The sequence below is a fragment of the Nocardioides sp. NBC_00368 genome (assembly GCF_036090055.1).
Classification (GTDB): Bacteria; Actinomycetota; Actinomycetes; order Propionibacteriales; family Nocardioidaceae; genus Nocardioides.
In genome coordinates, this window is sequence record NZ_CP107970.1 from 2,463,293 (window position 1) to 2,482,104 (window position 18,812).

At 69.8% G+C, this 18,812-nt stretch carries 17 protein-coding genes; 5 read left to right on the forward strand and 12 right to left on the reverse strand.

Annotation, left to right across the window (positions count from 1 at the left end; all coding sequences use genetic code 11):
• Positions 1-61 precede the first annotated feature (61 nt).
• The 7 genes from OG984_RS11700 to OG984_RS11730 form a co-directional block, all read right to left on the reverse strand.
• Positions 62-1,135 (reverse strand): glycosyltransferase family 8 protein, encoded by a 1,074-nt coding sequence (locus OG984_RS11700; RefSeq protein WP_328531748.1) that lies wholly within the window; start codon positions 1,133-1,135, stop codon positions 62-64.
• A 440-nt stretch (positions 1,136-1,575) separates the two neighbouring features.
• Complete coding sequence (mutM, locus tag OG984_RS11705) at positions 1,576-2,445, reverse strand: bifunctional DNA-formamidopyrimidine glycosylase/DNA-(apurinic or apyrimidinic site) lyase (RefSeq protein ID WP_328531749.1); 870 nt, start codon at positions 2,443-2,445, stop codon at positions 1,576-1,578.
• Complete coding sequence (gene rnc / locus OG984_RS11710; RefSeq protein WP_165110474.1) at positions 2,446-3,144, reverse strand: ribonuclease III; 699 nt, start codon at positions 3,142-3,144, stop codon at positions 2,446-2,448.
• A 20-nt stretch (positions 3,145-3,164) separates the two neighbouring features.
• On the reverse strand, positions 3,165-3,350 hold the full coding sequence (gene rpmF / locus OG984_RS11715; protein WP_008358292.1) for a 50S ribosomal protein L32: 186 nt from the start codon (positions 3,348-3,350) through the stop codon (positions 3,165-3,167).
• A gap of 68 nt (positions 3,351-3,418) precedes the next feature.
• A complete protein-coding gene (locus tag OG984_RS11720) occupies positions 3,419-3,973 on the reverse strand; it encodes a YceD family protein (protein ID WP_328531750.1) in 555 nt (184 codons plus the stop codon).
• A 40-nt stretch (positions 3,974-4,013) separates the two neighbouring features.
• Complete coding sequence (locus OG984_RS11725; RefSeq protein ID WP_328531751.1) at positions 4,014-5,396, reverse strand: hypothetical protein; 1,383 nt, start codon at positions 5,394-5,396, stop codon at positions 4,014-4,016.
• Positions 5,348-6,334: a lysylphosphatidylglycerol synthase domain-containing protein gene (locus OG984_RS11730; protein WP_328531752.1), complete on the reverse strand. Its 987-nt coding sequence runs from the start codon at positions 6,332-6,334 to the stop codon at positions 5,348-5,350. Before OG984_RS11730 ends, OG984_RS11725 begins: the two co-directional genes overlap by 49 nt.
• 115 nt (positions 6,335-6,449) lie before the next feature.
• Here OG984_RS11730 and OG984_RS11735 point away from each other — a divergent pair, with 115 nt between their 5' ends.
• From OG984_RS11735 to OG984_RS11755, 5 genes are all read left to right on the forward strand, one after another.
• Positions 6,450-7,556, forward strand: a complete 1,107-nt coding sequence (locus OG984_RS11735; RefSeq protein WP_328531753.1) for a glycosyltransferase — start codon at positions 6,450-6,452, stop codon at positions 7,554-7,556.
• A gap of 23 nt (positions 7,557-7,579) precedes the next feature.
• Positions 7,580-8,335: a class I SAM-dependent methyltransferase gene (locus OG984_RS11740; RefSeq protein WP_328531754.1), complete on the forward strand. Its 756-nt coding sequence runs from the start codon at positions 7,580-7,582 to the stop codon at positions 8,333-8,335.
• Between the two features lie 81 nt (positions 8,336-8,416).
• Entirely contained in the window at positions 8,417-11,179 is a 2,763-nt protein-coding gene (locus OG984_RS11745) for a YfhO family protein (protein WP_328531755.1), read from the forward strand.
• Between the two features lie 146 nt (positions 11,180-11,325).
• Entirely contained in the window at positions 11,326-12,375 is a 1,050-nt protein-coding gene (locus OG984_RS11750; protein ID WP_328531756.1) for a glycosyltransferase family 2 protein, read from the forward strand.
• Positions 12,372-13,328, forward strand: coding sequence for a lysylphosphatidylglycerol synthase domain-containing protein (locus OG984_RS11755; RefSeq protein ID WP_328531757.1), 957 nt, complete (start codon positions 12,372-12,374; stop codon positions 13,326-13,328). Before OG984_RS11750 ends, OG984_RS11755 begins: the two co-directional genes overlap by 4 nt.
• On the opposite strand, the gene OG984_RS11760 is transcribed toward OG984_RS11755, so the two are convergent.
• The 5 genes from OG984_RS11760 to rsmD all read right to left on the reverse strand — a co-directional run bounded on the left by OG984_RS11760 (position 13,270) and on the right by rsmD (position 18,808).
• Entirely contained in the window at positions 13,270-14,787 is a 1,518-nt protein-coding gene (locus OG984_RS11760; RefSeq protein ID WP_328531758.1) for a phospholipid carrier-dependent glycosyltransferase, read from the reverse strand. The genes OG984_RS11755 and OG984_RS11760 overlap by 59 nt on opposite strands.
• Before the next feature lie 365 nt (positions 14,788-15,152).
• Entirely contained in the window at positions 15,153-16,874 is a 1,722-nt protein-coding gene (locus OG984_RS11765; protein ID WP_328531759.1) for a hypothetical protein, read from the reverse strand.
• Between the two features lie 70 nt (positions 16,875-16,944).
• Positions 16,945-17,643 carry a class I SAM-dependent methyltransferase gene (locus tag OG984_RS11770; RefSeq protein ID WP_328531760.1) on the reverse strand — a complete coding sequence of 233 codons (699 nt, stop codon included), beginning with the start codon at positions 17,641-17,643 and terminating at the stop codon, positions 16,945-16,947.
• 90 nt (positions 17,644-17,733) lie between these two features.
• Positions 17,734-18,225 carry a pantetheine-phosphate adenylyltransferase gene (gene coaD / locus OG984_RS11775; protein WP_328531761.1) on the reverse strand — a complete coding sequence of 164 codons (492 nt, stop codon included), beginning with the start codon at positions 18,223-18,225 and terminating at the stop codon, positions 17,734-17,736.
• A 19-nt stretch (positions 18,226-18,244) separates the two neighbouring features.
• Positions 18,245-18,808, reverse strand: a complete 564-nt coding sequence (gene rsmD, locus OG984_RS11780) for a 16S rRNA (guanine(966)-N(2))-methyltransferase RsmD (protein ID WP_328531762.1) — start codon at positions 18,806-18,808, stop codon at positions 18,245-18,247.
• Positions 18,809-18,812: the final 4 nt, after the last annotated feature.

Here is an 18,812-nt window from a genome sequence, read left to right on the forward strand (position 1 = left end):
GGGCCGTCCCGCGGTTGGTCTGGTTGTGGTCGAGTCGGCGCATGGCCCGCGACGATGCGGACTACTTCTCGATGACGCGGATCTGCGGCTGTGGCGGACGGAGGTCCCGCTTGAGCGAGTTGCGGATGACGCGAGGTCCGGACGTCATCAAGGAGCCGATCCTGAAGGACACCGACCTGCGGGTGTCGGCGAGCTCCTGGTCACGACCCTGGAGCTCCTGCTCGAGGCTGACCACTCGGCTTCTCAGCCGCTTGCGGACGGCCGAGGTGACGCCGGCTGCTGCCGCGACCGCGTCGGCGAGGTAGACAGCCACGATCTCGCCACACATCGGGCTCATCGCCGCGTACTGCCACCACCGCTCCGCGAAGTCGGCCGAGACGTCCACCCACGGCTTGCGCTTGTCGGCGAAGTGGATGATGACCGGCGAGCTCATCGCCTCGTCGTACTCGTCACGGGACCAGACCCGCTGGACGGCCGGTCTGCTCCAGAACTCCTCGACGTTCTTAGGGCCGTACTTCGTCATCAGGTTGAAGCGGAGCGGAAGATGGCGGATGCGGTCGTAGCAGACGATGTTGATGATGTCTTGATCATCGGAGTCGAACCCCTTGGAGGAGAGCTCGAGAAACTTCGCGACCAGGCCGTGCTCCCGCATCTGCTTCAGGTTCATCAGCATGACGCCGGAGTTGACGTAGCGGTCGAAGGACGGGAGGCCGATCGCCTGAGCGGCCTCCGCGGAGCGAAGATGGTAGGCGGCGGCGGGCACCGCGGCGACATAGACGTCATCCATCTCCTGCGTGTAGAGCGGCGACAGATCGCTTTCGATGACGGTGTCGACGTCGAGGTAGATGATCTTGTCGACGTCCGGGAAGAGATCCGGCAGCTTGAGCCGGAAGTACGCCGGGGCCGTCAGGTGTGACGTGCTGACCTTGACGTCGGCGAAGCCGTCCACGACGACGAACGAGATCGTGTTGCCCGGATAACGACTTTCGAAGGAGAGGAACTGGTCGCGTACGTCTGCCGGAAACTCCTCAGCCACCAGGATCCTGAGGTCATATCCGGTGTCCGTGCCCGAGTTCTCCAGCAGCGACGTGATCGCCACGGACATCGGCTTGGCGTAGTTGAGGTCGGCGGCCATGGCGACCGGGATGGTCCGGGTCTGCTCGGGCTGGCCAGCGTCAGTACGGGGTTGCGGTAAGTCCAGATCCTGCGGGCGCTTCGTGGGCGCTTGATCGGATACGGCGAGCTTGTGGGGAGCCACCTGTTGTCCTTGTCGAGCTTTGACCGCCCCGGTGGCTGGGAGTGTGGTTCACGCCTGTGCCGGTGGAGGAGGGCCTTGGTTTTTCGTCCCCGAGATCCGGGTGACCACGTCGCCACCCGGCTTGAACCGCCGGCCCGAACACAGCGGTGTGTCGTCCGCCTTGCGCGGAGTGCAGATCGCTGCACCCAGGACGAACGACCCGAACCTTAACCCACCCGAATCCTGAATCCTTAACGAACGATGAGGAAACGGGGAACTGACATGCGCCCGCAACATTGGCGGGGTCCAAAGGGGCCGTGGGCAATAGCCCGAACGGGCTATCCCGCCGTGACCCTCCGGGCCCGAGGAGCGGGTTGGCACTTCGGGCAGAAGTAGGAGGAGCGGTTCATGAAGGCGATGCGGCGGATCGGGGTTCCGCAGCGGTCGCAGGGCTCACCCTCACGTCCGTACGCAGCCAGCGACCGATCGAAGTAGCCCGACTCGCCGTTCACGTTGACGTAGAGCGCGTCGAAGGAGGTGCCGCCTTGGGCGAGGGCCTCGGTCATCACGTCGTGTACGTGGCCGAGCAGCTCGCGCACCTTCTGGGCGGTCAGCCGCTCCCCCGGCCGTTCGCCGTGCAGCTTCGAGCGCCACAGCGCCTCGTCGGCGTAGATGTTGCCGACGCCGCTGATCACGGTCTGGTTGAGCAGGATGCGTTTGATGCCGCTGGCCGATCTCCGGACCCGCCGGACGACCGCCTCGGCGTCGAAGGCGGGTTCGAGCGGGTCGGGGGCGATGTGGGCGATCTCGGGAGGGAGCTCGGCTCCCCCGGGGCTGATCGAGAGGCCACCGAACATGCGCTGGTCGACGAAGCGGAGCTCGCGGCCCTCGGCGGCGCCTTCGAGCCGGATGCGGACGCGCAGGTGCCTCTCGTCGGGCGAGGCCGGAGGCTGGACGAGCATCTGGCCGCTCATGCCCAGATGGGCCATCAGGGCGTCGCCGGAATCGAGCGGCAGCCACAGGTACTTGCCGCGCCGGCGGGCACCGGTGAGCACGCGGCCCTTCAGCTCGTCGGCGAAGGCCGAGGCACCGGCCAGGTGGCGGCGTACAGGCCTGGGATGCAGGACATCGACGGCGACGATCCTCGCGCCGAGTACGTGGCGCTCGAGGCCGGCGCGTACGACCTCGACCTCGGGGAGCTCAGGCATCTAGGCGGAGGAGGAGGCGGAAGCCTGGATCTCGCCGTAGGCCGTCTCCGCGGCGGCCTGCTCGGCCTCCTTCTTGGAGCGGCCGACGCCGTTGCCGTAGAGCTGGTCGCCGACCCGGACCTTCGCCGTGAAGGTCTTCATGTGGTCGGGGCCCTCGTCGGTGATGACGTATTCGGGCACACCGAGGGCCCGCTCGGCGGCGAGCTCCTGCAGGGAGGTCTTCCAGTCGAGACCGGCCCCCAGGTCGGAGGCCTTCTCGATGAGCGGGTCGAAGAGCCGGTGGACGAGGACGGTGGAGACCTCGATGCCGCCGGAGAGGTGGACCGCTCCGATCACCGCCTCGACGGTGTCGGAGACGATCGACGCCTTCTCGCGCCCACCGGTGGCCTCCTCGCCCCGGCCCAGCTTGATGTGCTGGCCCAGGCCGATGGCCTGACCGACCTCAGCCAGGGCGCGGGCGTTCACAACCGCCGCCCGCAGCTTGGCCAACTTGCCCTCGGGCAGGTCGGGGTGGGTGCGATAGAGGGTCTCGGTGACCACGACGCCGAGCACCGAGTCGCCCAGGAACTCCAGGCGCTCGTTGGTGGGCAGGCCACCGTTCTCGTAGGCGTAGGACCGGTGAGTCAGCGAACGCTCAAGCAGCTCGGGGTCCAGAATCGGATCCCCGAGCGCTTTGCGTAGCTCGGCGTAGTTGGTCAGGAGACTAACCGCGTGTCAGATCAGAGGACCTGGCGACGCTCGGCGCGAGCGCCGTACTGGCCGCACTCGCCACACGCACGGTGCGGGATGTGCTTGGCGCCGCAGGCGGGGTTCGCGCACGTCACCAGGGTCGGCGCGACGGCCTTCCAGGCCGAGCGGCGGTGGCGGGTGTTGCTGCGCGACATCTTCCGCTTCGGAACAGCCACTGTTATCTCCTCATAATTCGACCGGCCGGATCTCGACCGGCTACTGAAGCCTGTTGTGCTGGGTGATCCTAGTTGCTGGAGTCGTCTTTCAACGAAGCCAGCCCCGCCCAGCGCGGGTCGACCTTGTCGCCGTGGTTGTGCCCGGGCTCGTCCGCGAGCCGCGCCCCACACTCGGGGCACAGTCCCGGACAGTCGTCCTGGCACATCGGCTGGAACGGCAGCGCGAGCACCACCGCATCCCTGAGCACCGGCTCGAGGTCGATCAGATCGCCCTCGGTCCGGCTGGTCTCGTCGTCCTCGTCAGGGTCCTGGCCGTCACGAGAGTCGTCGTAGACGTACAGCTCCTGGATGTCGACCTCGACCTCGTCGTCGATCGGCTCCAGGCACCGCACGCACTCGCCCTCGAGGCCGGCGAAAGCCGTCCCCGTGACCAGCACACCCTCCATGACCGCCTCGAGCCGCAGGTCGAACTCGACCGGCGATCCCTCGGGGACAGAGAGGACTTCGATACCAAGATCTGCCGGCGCCGGCACCGTCAGCTCGACGTGACGCTCGGACCCCGGGCGGCGGCCGAGCTCGCGGGTATCGAGCACGAGCGGCGCTCTCGGGTCCAGGCCAGTCATGTTTCACTTCCGGATGAGGGCACGACAGATCAGATAGATCTTAACGGGACCGGGCGACGGCGACCAAAAGGACGGTCGCCACGCCGACCGCGCACGCGACCCCCGCGACGCCCGCCGCCACCCAGGCCGCGTTCTGGAAGACCGGGGCGGTGGCCAGGTCGCCGCCAGCGGGGTTCGGCGGGGCGATGTGGGCGACGAAGACGGCGTACGTCGCCGCCGCCCAGACCCCTACCAACGGCCCCGCCAGGCGGGGCGTGACGGTGAGCCCGAGCGCGGTGAGCAGGCTGGTCACGATCGTGAGCGGGAGGAGATAGCGCCAGTACGCTCCCCCGCCCCCGGCCGCGTAGTTGAGCTGGACCGCGACGATGACGGCGGTGAGGGCGAGCAGCAGCAGCGCCGTGGCGACGCGGACAGGCTCCCGACGCTCCCGCGAGAAGGCGCGGAGGCCGACGACCAGGCCGAGCAGGAGAGGGCCGACGGTGAGCACGGCACCGACGACCACGTGCTCCTGCAGCGCCGGCGGGATCAGCAGCTGGTGCCAGATGTCCGGGTCGGTGGCGAGGTCGAGCACGGTGCGTACCTCCCGTTCCTGCAGCGGGCCGCCCGCCTTTCCGACCAGGTCGGTCTGCATGCCGGACCAGTTGCCGGTGGCACGGAAGTTGCGGACGTAGAACCACGCGTTGGCGGCGACGGCGAGGAGCACCGCGACGCCCAGGCGCAGCACGCCCGCCCAGTCGCGGCGCCCGCCGGTGAACAGCCAGACGAGGCCCAGGGTGCTCGCGCACAGGCCGATGAAGACGACACCGGGCAGCCGGGTGCCGAGCGCCGCCGCGGCGTACAGACCGAAGAGCACCAGGCCGCGGCTCCGCGGCCCGTGGCGGAGCAGCCAGACGGTCTGCCCGACCAGAAGGGTGACCCACAGGACGAACAGGTTGTCGTTGAAGACGACGCCGCCGAGCCTGGTGAGCGCCGGGCTGAGTGCGGTGACGAGGCCCGCCGCGACGGCGACCTCGGGCCGGCTGGGAACGATCTGCCGCGTCGTCCACATCACCGCCGCCACGACCAGGCAGGTGATCACGAGGGCGACGCCGCGGGCGGCCATCCCGGCGGCGAGCAGGTGGCCGGCGTCGGTGAGCGGTCCGACCACGGGTGCCAGCAAGAGGTAGAAGAGCGGGGGATGCTGGCCGGTCCAGTCGAAGGGCAGCGTGTAGCCCCAGATCTGCGGCATCCGCATCGGCTCGCCGATGGCGATCAGAGTTCCGTGCCAGAGCTGGTAGGCGTGGTCGACGTGGGCCGCCTCGTCCTTGGTGCCGTAGAGCGGCGAGGAGAAGGCGTAGCCGGCGCACACGCCGGCACAGGTGATGAGGTTGGCGATCAGGCCTGCGGTCCAGAGCTGCGGTGCGGTGGGCCGTGGGGTGGGCACAGAGATCTCCCGAGTGTTTCGTTGTCGTATGGCTGAGCAGGTGGCGGCAGGTCGCCGGCGCGACGGGTCAGGAGGGCGGCGAGGAGAGCGACGACGACATCGGCCAGGACAGCGATCCCGCGAGCCAGCAACGCGACCAGCAGCGCCAGCCCTGGCGTGAGGACACCGGAGAGGGCGACCACCAGCACCGCCTCGCGCAGCCCGGCGCCGGCCGGGAGCCCGATCGCGGCCATGCCCAGGCTGAACCCGAGCGCGTAGCCGCCGACGCTGACCAGCAACGAGGGCAGCGGGTCACCGCCCAGGCCGACCACGACCACCCAGACCTGGAGCCCGAGCAGGAGCCAGACCAGGCCCTGCAGCGCCAACGCCCTGCCGATCCCCCGCCAGGTCGGCAGCACCTCGAGCGGCTCCCGCCGCAGCAGCCGCAGCCCGGTGTCGACCACCTTCGCGAAGACCGGCGGATGCAGGGCCACCAGGATCAGCGGCAGGAGCAGCACCGCCCACCAGTAGCGCGCGAACGTCTCCCGCCCGAGGAACGGCATCAGCAGCACCGAGACCATCACCCCGGCACCGACGGCGATCGCCAGCACCAGGACACCCTGGGTCAGGGACGTACGCCGCGGCACCCGCTCCGCGCGGGCGAGCTCCATCTGACCGACGATCGTCCACACCGAGCCGGGCAGGTACTTCCCCAGCTGGCTGACGTAGAAGATCCGGGCCGCGGGCACCAGCGGCAGCGGCGAGCCGAGATCGGCCAGCACCACCCGCCACATCAGCAGCGCGACGCCCTGGGCGAGCACGGTCAGGCCGAAGGCGACCGCCAGCACCCACAGCGGGAGCTCCTGGAAGCCCCGCACGAGCGCGTCCCAGTTGCGGTGGATCGCGTAGGCCGCGACCGCGACGACGATCGCGACGACCACCGCCTTGAGCGGCGCCACCTTCGTCCAGCCTCGGCCCACAGGTCCTCCCAGGCAGCACTTCTCGGGTGCCGACATCTCAGATGCGGGGTGTGCTGCTCGATCTCTCCTTGACCTCGACCCTAACGTTGAGGTGATGCACATCGTCGCCTTCGGCACCTACGACGTGGCCTCCCATCCGCGGGTCGCGGTACTCATCGAGGGCTTACGCGCCTGCGGCGCCGAGGTCACCGAGGTCAACCGGCCGCTGGGTCTGGACACCGCGGCGAGGGTGGCGATCCTGCGACAACCGTGGCGGCTGCCGCTGCTCGTGCTCCGCCTGCTGGTGTGCTGGAGCGGGCTGGTCGCGCAGTCGCTGCGACGCCGTCGGCACGGGCGTCCCGACGCCGTCCTGGTCGGCTACCTGGGTCACTTCGACGTGCACCTGGCCCGGCTCCTCCATCCCCGTTCGACCATCCTGCTCGACCACATGGTCTCGGCTGCGGGCGTGGCCACCAACCGCCGGCTGGCCGGCTCGGGCGGCCTCAAGCTGCGCCTGATGAAGGCGATCGACGCGATGGCGCTGAAGCGGGCCGACGTGGTCATCGTGGACACGGTCGAGCAGCAGCAGGCACTGCCCGAGGACGTACGCCCCCACTCGGTCGTCTGCCCGGTGGGTGCGACCACGGAGTGGTTCGACGCCGGCGCCCGGGCGCTCGAGCGGCCGACCGAAGCCCCGCTGCAGGCGGTCTTCGTCGGCCTCTTCTCCCCCACCCACGGCACCCCGGTGATCGCCGACGCGCTCGACCTCCTCGCCGACGACGAGCGGATCGAGGTGACGATGGTCGGCCAGGGCCAGCAGTACGAGGAGGCCCGTCGCCTCGCGGCCGGCAACCCGCGGGTCTCCTGGGTCGACTGGGTCGACGCCGAGGACCTGCCCGACTTCGTCGCCGGGTTCGACGTGAGCCTCGGCATCTTCGGCACCGTCCCGCAGGCTCGCCGGGTGGTGCCCAACAAGGCGTTCCAGGGCGCCGCGGCCGGCGCGGTGGTCGTCACCTCCGACACCGCACCTCAGCGACGGATGCTGGAGAGCTCGGCCATGCTGGTCTCCCCGGGTAGCCCCGAGGAGCTCGCCTCCGCCCTGGCCAAGCTCGCCGACGACCCCGACGAGGCCCAGCGCCTGCGCGAGGCCGCCTACGAGCAGGCCAAGGAGCACTACACGCCGCAAGCCGTCGCCTCCCCCCTCATCGAATGTCTCACCTGACTCCACCCCGACCCAGGAACCAGATGTCGCTCACCGCCACCGACCGCCCGCTGCCACCGCTCGCACCCCGCGCCTGGCTGCGCTACGACGTCGTCAGCCGCATCATCGACCGGCTGGCTCCGACGACAGCGCTGGAGATCGGCTGCGGCCAGGGAGCCTTCGGGGCGCGCCTGGCCATGCGAGCCGACTACCTCGGCGTCGAGCCCGACGCCGACTCGTTCACGGTGGCCTACGAGCGCATCACGTGCATGGGCGGCAGGGTGCTCAACGCGATGTCCTCCGAGCTGGAGCCGGGGGCGACGTACGACCTGGTCTGTGCCTTCGAGGTCCTCGAGCACATCGAGGACGACAAGGGGGCGCTGGCCGAGTGGGTCACGCATGTCCGCCCGGGCGGACATCTGGTGCTCTCGGTGCCGGCCTTCCAGGACCGGTTCGGCCCGATGGACCGGCACGCCGGGCACTTCCGTCGCTACAGCCCCGCAGAGCTCACCGCCCGGCTCGAGGAGGCCGGCCTGGGCGACGTCGAGATCACCGTCTACGGCTGGCCGCTCGGCTACGCCCTGGAGGCGGTCCGCAACCGGATCGACGCCCGGAAGCTGGAGAAGGTGGGCGACCTCACACCCGAGGAGCTCACCCGGGCAACGGGCCGTACGTTCCAGCCGAGCGGCCGGCTCAGGGGCGCCGCCATCGCCCTCGCGACCAGCCCCTTCATGGCCCTGCAGCGGCTACGCCCCGACACCGGCACCGGACTGGTGGCCGTCGCGACCCGACGTGACTGATCCCGCCGCCGGAGAAGACTTGACCGAACTGCCGCGTGCGCTACCGGCGCCCGGTTCCGACTACTCATAGATTTTCGGCTTGTGTTCTCATCGGATCGGTGGCGCTCGGGCGTCGTGCTGGCGCTTCTCGTCCTCTTCGTCGCGGTGACCTTCGGCCCCGCGCTCGTGGGTCGCGGGATGCTGCTGGACACCGGTTGGCTGCACGCGATGATGCCGTACGCCGCCGACGGCCCGATCCCGCAGGGAACGCTGTGGTGCCGCGGCGACACCTGGGACTACTACCTGCCCGGCGTCGAGAACATCGTCGAGGGCGTACGCCACGGCAACTGGCAGACCTGGGCGCCCTACGAGGTGGGCGGCGCTCCCCTGGCCTCGCTGCCGAACCACGCCGTGCTGAGCCCGGTCTCGTGGCCCTACTGGGTGATGCCGATGTGGCTGGCGCCCGCGTGGGTGAAGCTGACCGAGCTGGTGCTCGTGCTGGTCGGGATGGTGCTGTTCCTCGGCCGTCTGGGGGTGCGGCGCAGCATCGCGCTGGTCGCCGGGCTGGTCTTCTTCACCTCCGGGTTCATGATGATGTGGACCAACTGGCCGCACACCAAGGTCGCCTGCCTGGTCCCGCTGCTGCTGTGGGCGCTGGACCGAGCCGTCCACGAGCGCGGCGCGCGCGACCTGGCCGCCGTCGGCCTGGTCGTCGCCTCGATGCTGCTCGGCGGGTTCCCGGCGGTGACGATGTTCGCGCTGACGCTGGGTGGGATCTACGTCGTCGTCCGGGCGCTCGCGCTCCGGGACGTCCGGCGCACGCTGATCGGCGGTGGCATCGCCGCCGGCGGGGTCGGGCTCGGGGTCGCGCTCTCCGCGGTGCAGGTCCTTCCGTTCGCGCTCAACATGAGCGCGCTCGGGATCGACGAGCGGGTCCCCAACCAGGTCAAGCCCGCCAGCCTTGCGCTCACCACCGTCGCGCCCGACGTCTACGGCACCTGCGTCGACGGGCTCTGGGCGGGCGAGGACAACCCGATCGAGTCGATCGCCTTCATCGGGGTCGCGGCGCTGGTGCTGGTCCTGTGCGCCCTGGTCGTCCGGCTGCCCGGCGGTCGCCGTCCGTCGACACCGGCACTGCTCGCGGTCGTCGTGGCCGCGATCGTCTGGCTGCTGTGGATCGGCGGGCTGCCGCTCGAGCTGCTCCAGAAGCTGCCGGGCTACAGCTCCAACAGCTTCGGGCGGGCCAACTCCATCTTCGGGTTCCTGTGCGCGGTCCTGGCGGGGATCGGGCTGGAGCGACTGGCCCAGCGCGCCGAGGAGGCGGACCCATCGCGCACGGCGAGCCGGTCCTGGCGGCCGCGCCTGGTGGTGTCGCTGCTGGTGCTGCTCGCTGCCGTCGGGGTGGCTGCGTACGTCCTGTATGCCGCCTACGCCTTCATCGACGGCGCCGAGCGGCCGATCCCGGACGTCGCCGCGAAGCTGCGGGTGCCGGCGCTGCTGCTGGTGGTCTCGCTCCTCGCCGTGGCGGCGACGCTGCTGCTGCGTGGCCGGCTGCGGCTGCTGGGACCGCTGGTGCTCGTGCTGGCCGTGGTCGCGCAGAGCACGATGTTCGCCCGCGAGGTGCTGCCGCTCACCGACCGCGACGACTTCTACCCGGTCACCCCCGCCCACGCGTTCCTGAAGAAGCACCTCGGCGAGGAGCGCTACGGCGCCTCCGGCTGGGAGCACTCCGCGGTCGCCGACCACTACCGGCTGCGTACGCCGACGGGACATGAGTTCACCTCGCCGGAGTGGAAGGAGCTGATCGCGGCGGTCAGCCCGGACGCGCAGCTGTCGACGACCTACAGCGACTTCCCTTCCGGTGTGCCCACGCCTGGGCGTCTGCCGGTGCTCGACCAGCTCGCGGTGCGCTACTGGGTGACCCAGCCGCAGGAGGTCATCGGTGCGGCCGAGCCGACTCCGGTGCCGCCCGCGAAACGGCGGGCGCTGACGGTGATGCCCGGCCAGCAGGCGATGTGCCAGATCCCGAAGGGCGACCTGCGCGGGATCGAGGTCACCGTTCCCGACGGCCTGAAGCCGCGGGCGCAGCAGCCGACCGTCGTCCGGGTGAGCGTCGGGACCGGCGCCGAGAAGGTCACCTCCGAGCGGGCCGTCGCCGTGAACCGGCCGCTCAAGCGCGGTGAGAAGCTGCGCGTCGCGATGCCCGAGCACCGCTTCACCACCGGTCCGGTGCCGGTGACCATCACGTTCGCCGGGAAGCGGAAGCCCGTCCACCTGGCCGGCCGCACCGACGGCTCCGTGATCTGCGCGGCGGTCAGGCCCGAGAAGGGCGACGGCCTCCGGGTCGTGCACGCCTCGGCCGGCGCGGTCGTCTACGAACGGGCGAGCGCGTTGCCCCGGATCCGCTGGGCCGGCACCAGCGAGGTCGTCACCGACGGCGCGACCCGGGTGCAGCGGCTGACCGAGGGCGTCGAACCCGGCACGGTGCTCCTCGACGACTCCTCGACGCCTGCCGCGTCCGGTTCGACCGCCCGGGTCGACGTACGCCGCGACGAGCCCGAGACGATCTCAGCGGAGGTCGATGCGGACGGTGCCGGCTATCTGGTCGTCGCCGACTCGATCGCCCGCCCCGGCTGGTCGGCCACGGTCGACGGCCGCCCGGTGGACCTGGTCGCCGGCAACCACGCCTTGGCCGCCGTGCCCGTCCCCGACGGCACCCACACGGTCACGCTGCGCTACGAGGCTCCGGGGCTGCGTACGGGTGCGGTGGTCTCGCTCCTCGGCGCCCTGGTGACGCTGGGTCTGGTGCTCGTTCCGTGGCTGGTGGATCGCCGTCGCGGCAGACGCCGCGTGGACCCGTCCTGAACACCAGGTTTCCTTAGCACATACGCCGGATGACACCCGCGAGGGGGCGTGGGGCCGCGGAATCCACGCGGTAATGTGGCCGCTCAGAAGCCCCTCACGAACCCCGAATTTCTGTGTTCGGTCCCACTACTTGCCCTGAGGTCCCTGTGAAGCTTGTCGTTCAAGTCCCCTGCCTCAACGAGGAGGAGACGCTCCCGTCCGTCCTGGAGTCGATTCCGAAGCAGATCCCCGGCATCGACGAGATCGTGATCCTGATCGTCGACGACGGGTGCACCGACCGGACGGTCGAGGTGGCCAAGGAGCACGGCGTGCGCGAGTTCGTGCACCACTCCCGCAACCAGGGTCTCGGCCGGAGCTTCCACGACGGCGTGGTCCGCGCGCTCGAGCTGGGTGCCGACATCGTGGTCAACACCGACGGCGACAACCAATACCCGCAGGACCGCATCGCCGACCTGGTCCAGCCGATCATCAACGGCCAGGCCGACATCGTCATCGGCGACCGCCAGGTCGACCAGATCGAGCACTTCTCCGGGCTGAAGAAGAAGCTGCAGAAGGTCGGGTCCAAGGTCGTCAACATGGCCGCCGAGACCGACCTGCCCGACGCGGCCAGCGGCTTCCGCGCCTACTCGCGCGAGTCGCTGATGCTGCTCAACACCGTGACCCGCTTCTCCTACTGCATGGAGACGATCATCCAGGCGGGCAACAAGCGGATGAAGATCGCCTCGGTGCCGATCGAGACCAACGCCAAGACGCGTGAGTCGCGGCTGTTCAAGTCGATGCCCGAGCACATCATGAAGTCCGGCGCGGCGATCGTGCGCAGCTACATGATGTACAAGCCGTACGCCATCTTCGTCTGGCTCACCACCTTCTTCTTCATCCTCGGCGCGATCCCGTTCGTCCGCTACCTCGTGCTGTGGCTCAGCGGCGACAACGGCAACCACATCCAGTCGCTGCTGCTCGGCGGCGTGCTGATCAACCTGGCCTTCATGTCCGCGATGCTCGGCGTCATCTCCGACCTGATCCGCACCAACCGGGTGCTCATCGAGGACGACCTGGAGCACACCAAGAAGGCGCGCTTCGGCAAGTCCGGCACCGAGATGCTGCGCGACCAGACCTCGGTCGCGGAGTTCGACCTGCCGCACACCAAGGCGCGTGCGACTGCCCAGTCCGGCGAGACGTGGACGACCAGCCTGTGACAGCGACCCATTCCGACCCGGTCTCCGCTACGGGGGCCGGGTCGTCGGCTACACCCAGCCTCAAGAAGCGGCTGCTCAAGATCGGTCTGGCCCTCGTGGTCGTGCTCGGCGGCGCCTATCTCGTCTGGCGCCAGCGCGACGACCTGGCCACCGCGGTCCAGGAGCTGAGCGTCGGCCGCTTCGCGATCGCAGGGGTCCTGGCGATCGTCGGCACCATGCTGATCGGCCAGATCTGGGTGGCCCTGCTGCACGGCATGGGCATCCGCCCCTCGCTACGCGACTCCCACTCGGTCTTCTACGTCTCCCAGCTGGGCAAATACCTGCCCGGCTCGGTGTGGCCGGTCGTCGCCCAGATGCAGTTCGGGCTGCGCTGGGGCGTCGCTCGCCGGACGATGCTGGGCGCCAACATCCTCTTCATGGGCATCGTCGTGGCCAGCGGCATCGGCGTCGGCGCCCTCCTGCTCCCCTGGTCCTCCTCCGAGGGCCTCAGCCGCTACTGGTGGCTGCTGCTCCTGCTCGTGCCGCTGGCCGTGTGTCTGCACCCGCGGGTCGTCCCCGGCATGCTCGACTGGCTGTTCGCCCGGCTCGGCCGAGAACCCCTCGGCGTACGTCTCACCGCGCGGGGCCTCTTCACCGCCATCGGCTGGGCGGTGCTCGCCTGGGTCGCCTTCGGTCTTCATCTGGCGGTGATGATGCAGTCGTACGCCTCGGTGGGGCTGCTCGAGGCCGCGGCCGCCACCGGCGGGATGGCCCTGGCCTGGGCCGCGGGCATCGCGTTCATCCCCGCGCCTGCCGGCGCCGGGATCCGTGAGGCGCTGCTCGCGCTCACCCTCGGCCCGATCATCGGAGTCCCCGAGGCGCTCACCGTCGCGCTCGCCTCGCGCGTCCTCCTGCTCATCGCCGACGTGGTGCTGGCCGGTCTCGGAGCGGTTGCCGGGCGGCGTACGTCCTGACGGGGTGGGGAGGCCGGGCCGCCAGGCAGACGGCGACCAGACCGCAGACCAGCCCGGCGGCGACCACGAGCTCCGCGTTCCGCGACTCGGAGTTCGGGAGACGGCCCACGTACGTCACCGAGTCGACGAACCACCTGAAGATCAGGAATGCGTAGAGACCCAGTGCGAGGGTGGTCGCGGCTGCCGCCAGGTGGGCCCGCGACTCCCGCGCGCCCACCGGGACCAGATCGACGAGCGCCGTGACACCGACCGCGAGCGCCGTGGCCAGCAGCGGCATCAGCGGCAGCAGGTAGCGGTCGTTCGGGTTCCCGCCGCCCGCGACGAAACCGACCAGGTTCGCCAGGATCACCGCGGCGTGGACCGTGAGCAGCAGCCATCCGGCACGTGACGCGGGCTGGTCCGGCCCGGCGACCCACCGGCGGAGCAGCAGCACGATCAACCCGATCACCGCGACGATCGCGAGCACGTCGGCGACCACCGCGTACCCCTCGGCCAGCAACGGCGCCCACAGCCGCTCGTACCAGTCAAGCCAGAGCGAGCCGTCGGTCAGCACCTGCCACCAGGTTCCGTTGGGCTCCCGGTCGAACTTCTCCAGCAGCGCCTCGGAGGCGGTCGGGTCGCCGTAGAGCACGATGTTGCGTACGTAGAACCAGCCGGTGGCGAGCCCCGGAACCCCGGTCGCCACGGCGGCCGCCGCCAGCGCGCGGAGCACCCCTCGACAGGAGCGGTCCTGCAGGAGCAGACCCACGGCGATGGCGGCGCCGCACAGGACGACGGTCAGCACACCGGGCGCCTTCGCGCCGGCCGCGGCGGTCCCGGCCAGCGCGACCAGCACCAGGCGCCCCGGCGACAGGCCTCGGTTCAGGATCCGGATCGTGGCCAGCAGGGTCAGTGAGGAGGCCGCGACCGCGACCCCGTCGTTGGCGATGTGACCGCCCGAGGTCACCAGCACGGCGCAGGAGGCACTGATCCCCGTGGCCAGGAACGCCGTCGCCGCCCTCCGGGTCACCTCGAAGGCGATCAGGCCCACCAGCAGCACACACAGCGCGGAGCCGACGGCATTGATCATCCGCATCCCGACGACCATCACCTGGGGTGCATCGAGCGCTCCGGCAGCGGCCACGAACGGCAGCGACATCAGGTAGTAGAGCGGCGGGTGGTTGGCGGTCCAGATGTGGCGGTGCGGCTCGTCGACCATGGTCTCCAGCCCTTCGACGACCTGCGGATAACGCCGCGCATCCGTCGTCACGGTGGTGTCGATCGTCGGCAGCCGCCCCGAGGCGAGCTCCACCGCGTAGCCGGCGTTCGGTCCCTCGTCGCGGGTCTGGTACTGGAGCGACCGGGTCAGCGCGACGTAGCTGCTCAGACTCAGCGCGAAGATCGCCACCAGCACCATCGCCGCCAGGATCCGTCTCGGGAGACGTACGCCGGCACCGTCCTCGTGTGTGGATCGGGGCATTCGCGACCTTCGGCTGGGCTCAGGGGGCTTGGGTGGCGAGCCTATGACGGCTACGCGCGCCTGCGCTGCTTGGCTCAGCGTGTCCAACGACTGTTGTTTTCGGGGCGGGTCTGGGCCGCCCCAGTGTGGCCGCGGGCCAGTCGCTCCTCGGGAGGTGGGCCCTCCACGGTGAACGAAAATTCATTCACCCCGCGACCAACCCGCCCAGCGCTCCCCGAGGTGAAGGAAGAGTTTCTTTCACGGACCGAGCCACCCTTGGGCCCGGCCGCAACAGCAGGTGAACGAAAGTTCGTTCACCCCAGAGCCCAAGCCCCTACCCAACCCAGGGCCCCCGCGGCAAACACCGACCACAAAGAACAGCCGAATCAGCGCGTCGGAACGAGCTCCCCACCCCGAACACTGAGATCACGCCGCTCCACACTCCCCCGAGACTTGTGGGTCCAGATCGTGACCGTCGTCGCCTGCTTCTCGATCCTCACGATCGAGCACGGGACATAGTTGGCGTGGATGGCGTCGGTGAGCCAGGGCTGCGGCGTGTGCAGCGGCATCGTCTCGATGATCACCGGGATCGACCCGTCCTCGAGCTGAGGCACCAGCACGTCCTCGTACTGCGCGAAGTCGTAGTGGAACAGGTAGTAGGGCGTCGGGTTGGTGAGGTCGAGGGTGTCGTAGAGCTCGAGATAGTTGGGCATGACCAGCGCCTCGCGGGTGCCGCCGCTGCAGCGGTCGTACTCCGGACCGGCCCAGCGGGTGATCGCGTCGGTCACCTGGAAGGACTTCGCGTCACGGCGCAGGTCGTCGAGGTGGTCGACGGAGGCGAGCGCGGGTACGCAGCCGAGGACGACGAGGGCACCGGCGGAGACCGCGGCGACCGTCCCGCGCAGGAACGTCGATCCGAGGACCGCGCCGGCGACCGCGAGGGCCACCAGCAGCACCCCGCCCGTCATGCTCTGCAGACCGAACCCGATCCAGAGGGTCGCGGCCGCCCACAGTGCGCCGGCCACGCCGAGAGGTAACGCGATGAGTGACCGCGTTGGTTTCGACACCGACGGAGGGCGATAGAGCTCCGCCACCGCGAGGACCACGGCGAGGAGGACGAGAGCGGAGACGGTGGTGGTGTGGGGGTTGTCGACGCGCCGGATCGGGACCACGACGAGGACCAGCCCGGCGAGCGCGATCAGCCGGGTGGAGTCGGAGATCCGCTGCCACACCAGCGGCACGAACGGCAGCAGCAGCGCGAACGGGTAGAGCGCCAGGATGAAGAACCGCCCGGACTCGGTCGGCAGGTCGAAGAAGTTCCAGACGGCGTACTGCGATCCTTCGTGCGTCTCGGTCTGGCCGAGGATCACCTGCCGGTTGAAGTCGGCGAAGGAGAGTCCCCACAGCACCTTGTACGCAGCAGCCTGGACAACCAGCCCGAGCACGAACCCGCCGGCCAGCTGGACGCAGTTGACGATCCGGGTGCGCCAGGCGACGTCCCGGCGGGCGAAGAGCTCGAAGAGACCCGAGGCTCCGGTGAGGAGCACGGCCAGCTCGACGTACTGCCAGAAGACCAGCGCCGGGAGCAGCACCCGGGCGACCGCGGCCAGGCGTGGCCGCGACTCGAGCCGACCGGTCGGCAGCAGGATGAAGACCCACAGGAGACAGATCGTGTACTTGATGTGCAGCGGGGTCGCGAGCAGGAGCACGCCGAGCGCGACCGCCACCATCACGACCGGGTGCAGCCGCAGCCGCAGCCCGATGGCGGCGGCGAGGACGGCGCCGAGGCCGGCGCCGAGGAGGCGGCCCCAGAGGAAGTACCAGATCGTCGGGGACCCGGAGGCGACCGCGTAGAGGACCGAGGAGACCCAGAAGGAGCCGGCGTTCCAGCCGTGCTCGAAGTCGACCAGTGGGATCGCGCCGTGCGCGGTCATCTTCGCCAGGTGGTACTGCGCGCCGAAGTCCTGGGTCAGGAAGGTGCCGTTCTGGGCGCCGACCGAGTAGGCCGACCAGAGCAGCGCCAGCACGCACACGCCGGCGAACGTCGCCCACCTGACGGTCCCGACCGGCTCCGCGTGATCAGCTCTCAGGTCCCCAGGTGACGCCATGACGGCGACCCTATGAGAGCGGGCGCCCGGCATGGATGATCCACGCCGGGCGCCCGTGATGACGTGGGTCTCAGCCCTTGATCAGGACCGAGGTGCGCTCGGGGTAGGGCAGGGTCGGGGTGAGGCCGGCGTGGATGGTCTCCTTCAGCCCGGACGCCGCGATCGCCTCGACGTAGCGCTTGCGGCGGCTGTTGTCGAAGACGATGATCCCACCGGGCGCGAGCCGGTCCTTGGCCTTCTCCAGGCACGCCTCGCGGGCACGCCCGTCGATCACCACGAGGTCGAACTCGCCGTCGACGTCGTCGATGGAGTTGACGTACGCCTCGAAGTCGAGGCCGGCGTGGCCCTCCTTCTGCGAGGGGACCACGGGGTTGTCGTTGGGGACCGGCTCGATGACCCGCAGCGAGATCTTCTCCTCCCCGGCGAGCTCGGCCTGCATCATCTCGCCGAAACCCTTGTGGTGCTCGACGGAGTGGATCTCGTCGGCGCGGCGGGAGAGCCAGATGGTGGAGGCGCCGGAGCCGTACTCGTAGACCCGGATCGGGCGCTCACGCTCGCTCAGCCAGGCGTCGACGGCGGTGATCGCGTCGTAGGTCCACCACGGCACGTCCAGCTTCGCCATCGCCAGGGAGTCGTAGACCTTGGTGAGCGAGTGGGTCCAGTGACGCCAGCGCTGCTCGACCGGCGGAGCGGTCTCCTTCGCGAGTCCCGTCTTCGTCAGCCCGCGACCGACGGCCTTGAGGGAAGCGGCGTAGGACTGCTTGGCCAAGGAAAGCGGTGAACGGCCTGAGGTGGACATTGATCTCCAGAGAAAGAATGACGGGCAGCGCTGATAGACGATACCGGCGAACCGTGCCCCTTACTCGGAACGTTCTGCCAAACGCTTGGTGAGTCGTGCAAGAACATCCGGCGGCAGGAAAGCCGACACATCCCCACCGAAAGTGGCCATCTCCTTGATCAGGCTGGAGGAGACCGCGGCCCAGCGCGGGTCGTTGAGCAGGAAGACGGTCTCGACGCCGGTCATGTGGGCGTTCATCTGCGCCATCGGCGCCTCGTACTCCAGGTCGGGCGCGCCGCGCAGCCCCTTCACGATCGCCTGGGCGTCGATCTCGACGCAGAAGTCGGTGACCAGCCCGGTGAACGTCTGGACCCGGACGTTGCCCAGCGGGGCGGTGATCTCGGTGATCATCTCCATCCGCTCCTCGGGCGTGAACAGGCGCTTCGACTTCGACGGGTTGACCCCGACGGCGATGACGACCTCGTCGAAGATCGCCGAAGCGCGGGTGAAGATGTCGAGGTGGCCGAAGGTGGGCGGGTCGAACGACCCCGGGCACACCGCGCGACGCGTCATGTCTTCGATTCTCCTTCGATCAATCCGGCGCAGTGCCGTACCAGAGCGTGGTCTCGCCGTACTTCTTCGACTTCTGTTCGGTGAACCCGTCGGGCCAGACCGGCTCGGGGCTGCGCGCGGACCGCTCGACGACGACCAGCGCACCCGGCACCAGCCAGCCGTGCTTGACCAGCAGCGCGATGTCCTCGGCGACCGCGTCGTCCGAGAGCGGGTAGGGCGGGTCGAGGAAGACCATGTCGTACGGAGCCGCCGGCGGCGTCACCAGGGTGCTCGCCACGCTCGCCGCGACCACGTTGGCCCGCGGGAAGCCGAGCTCCTTCGCGTTGGAGCGGATCACCCCGGCGGTACGCCGGTCCGACTCGACCAGGGTCACGACTCCGGCGCCGCGGGACCATGCCTCCAGCCCGACCGCGCCGGTGCCGGCGTAGAGGTCGAGGAAGCGCAGCCCGGCCAGGGAACCGTAGGACGACTCGATCGCCGAGAAGAGCGCCTCGCGGACCCGGTCGGTGGTGGGACGGGTCCGCACCCCTTTGGGAGCGAGTAGGCGCCGCCCTCCTGCGACGCCTCCGATGATCCGAGTCATTGGG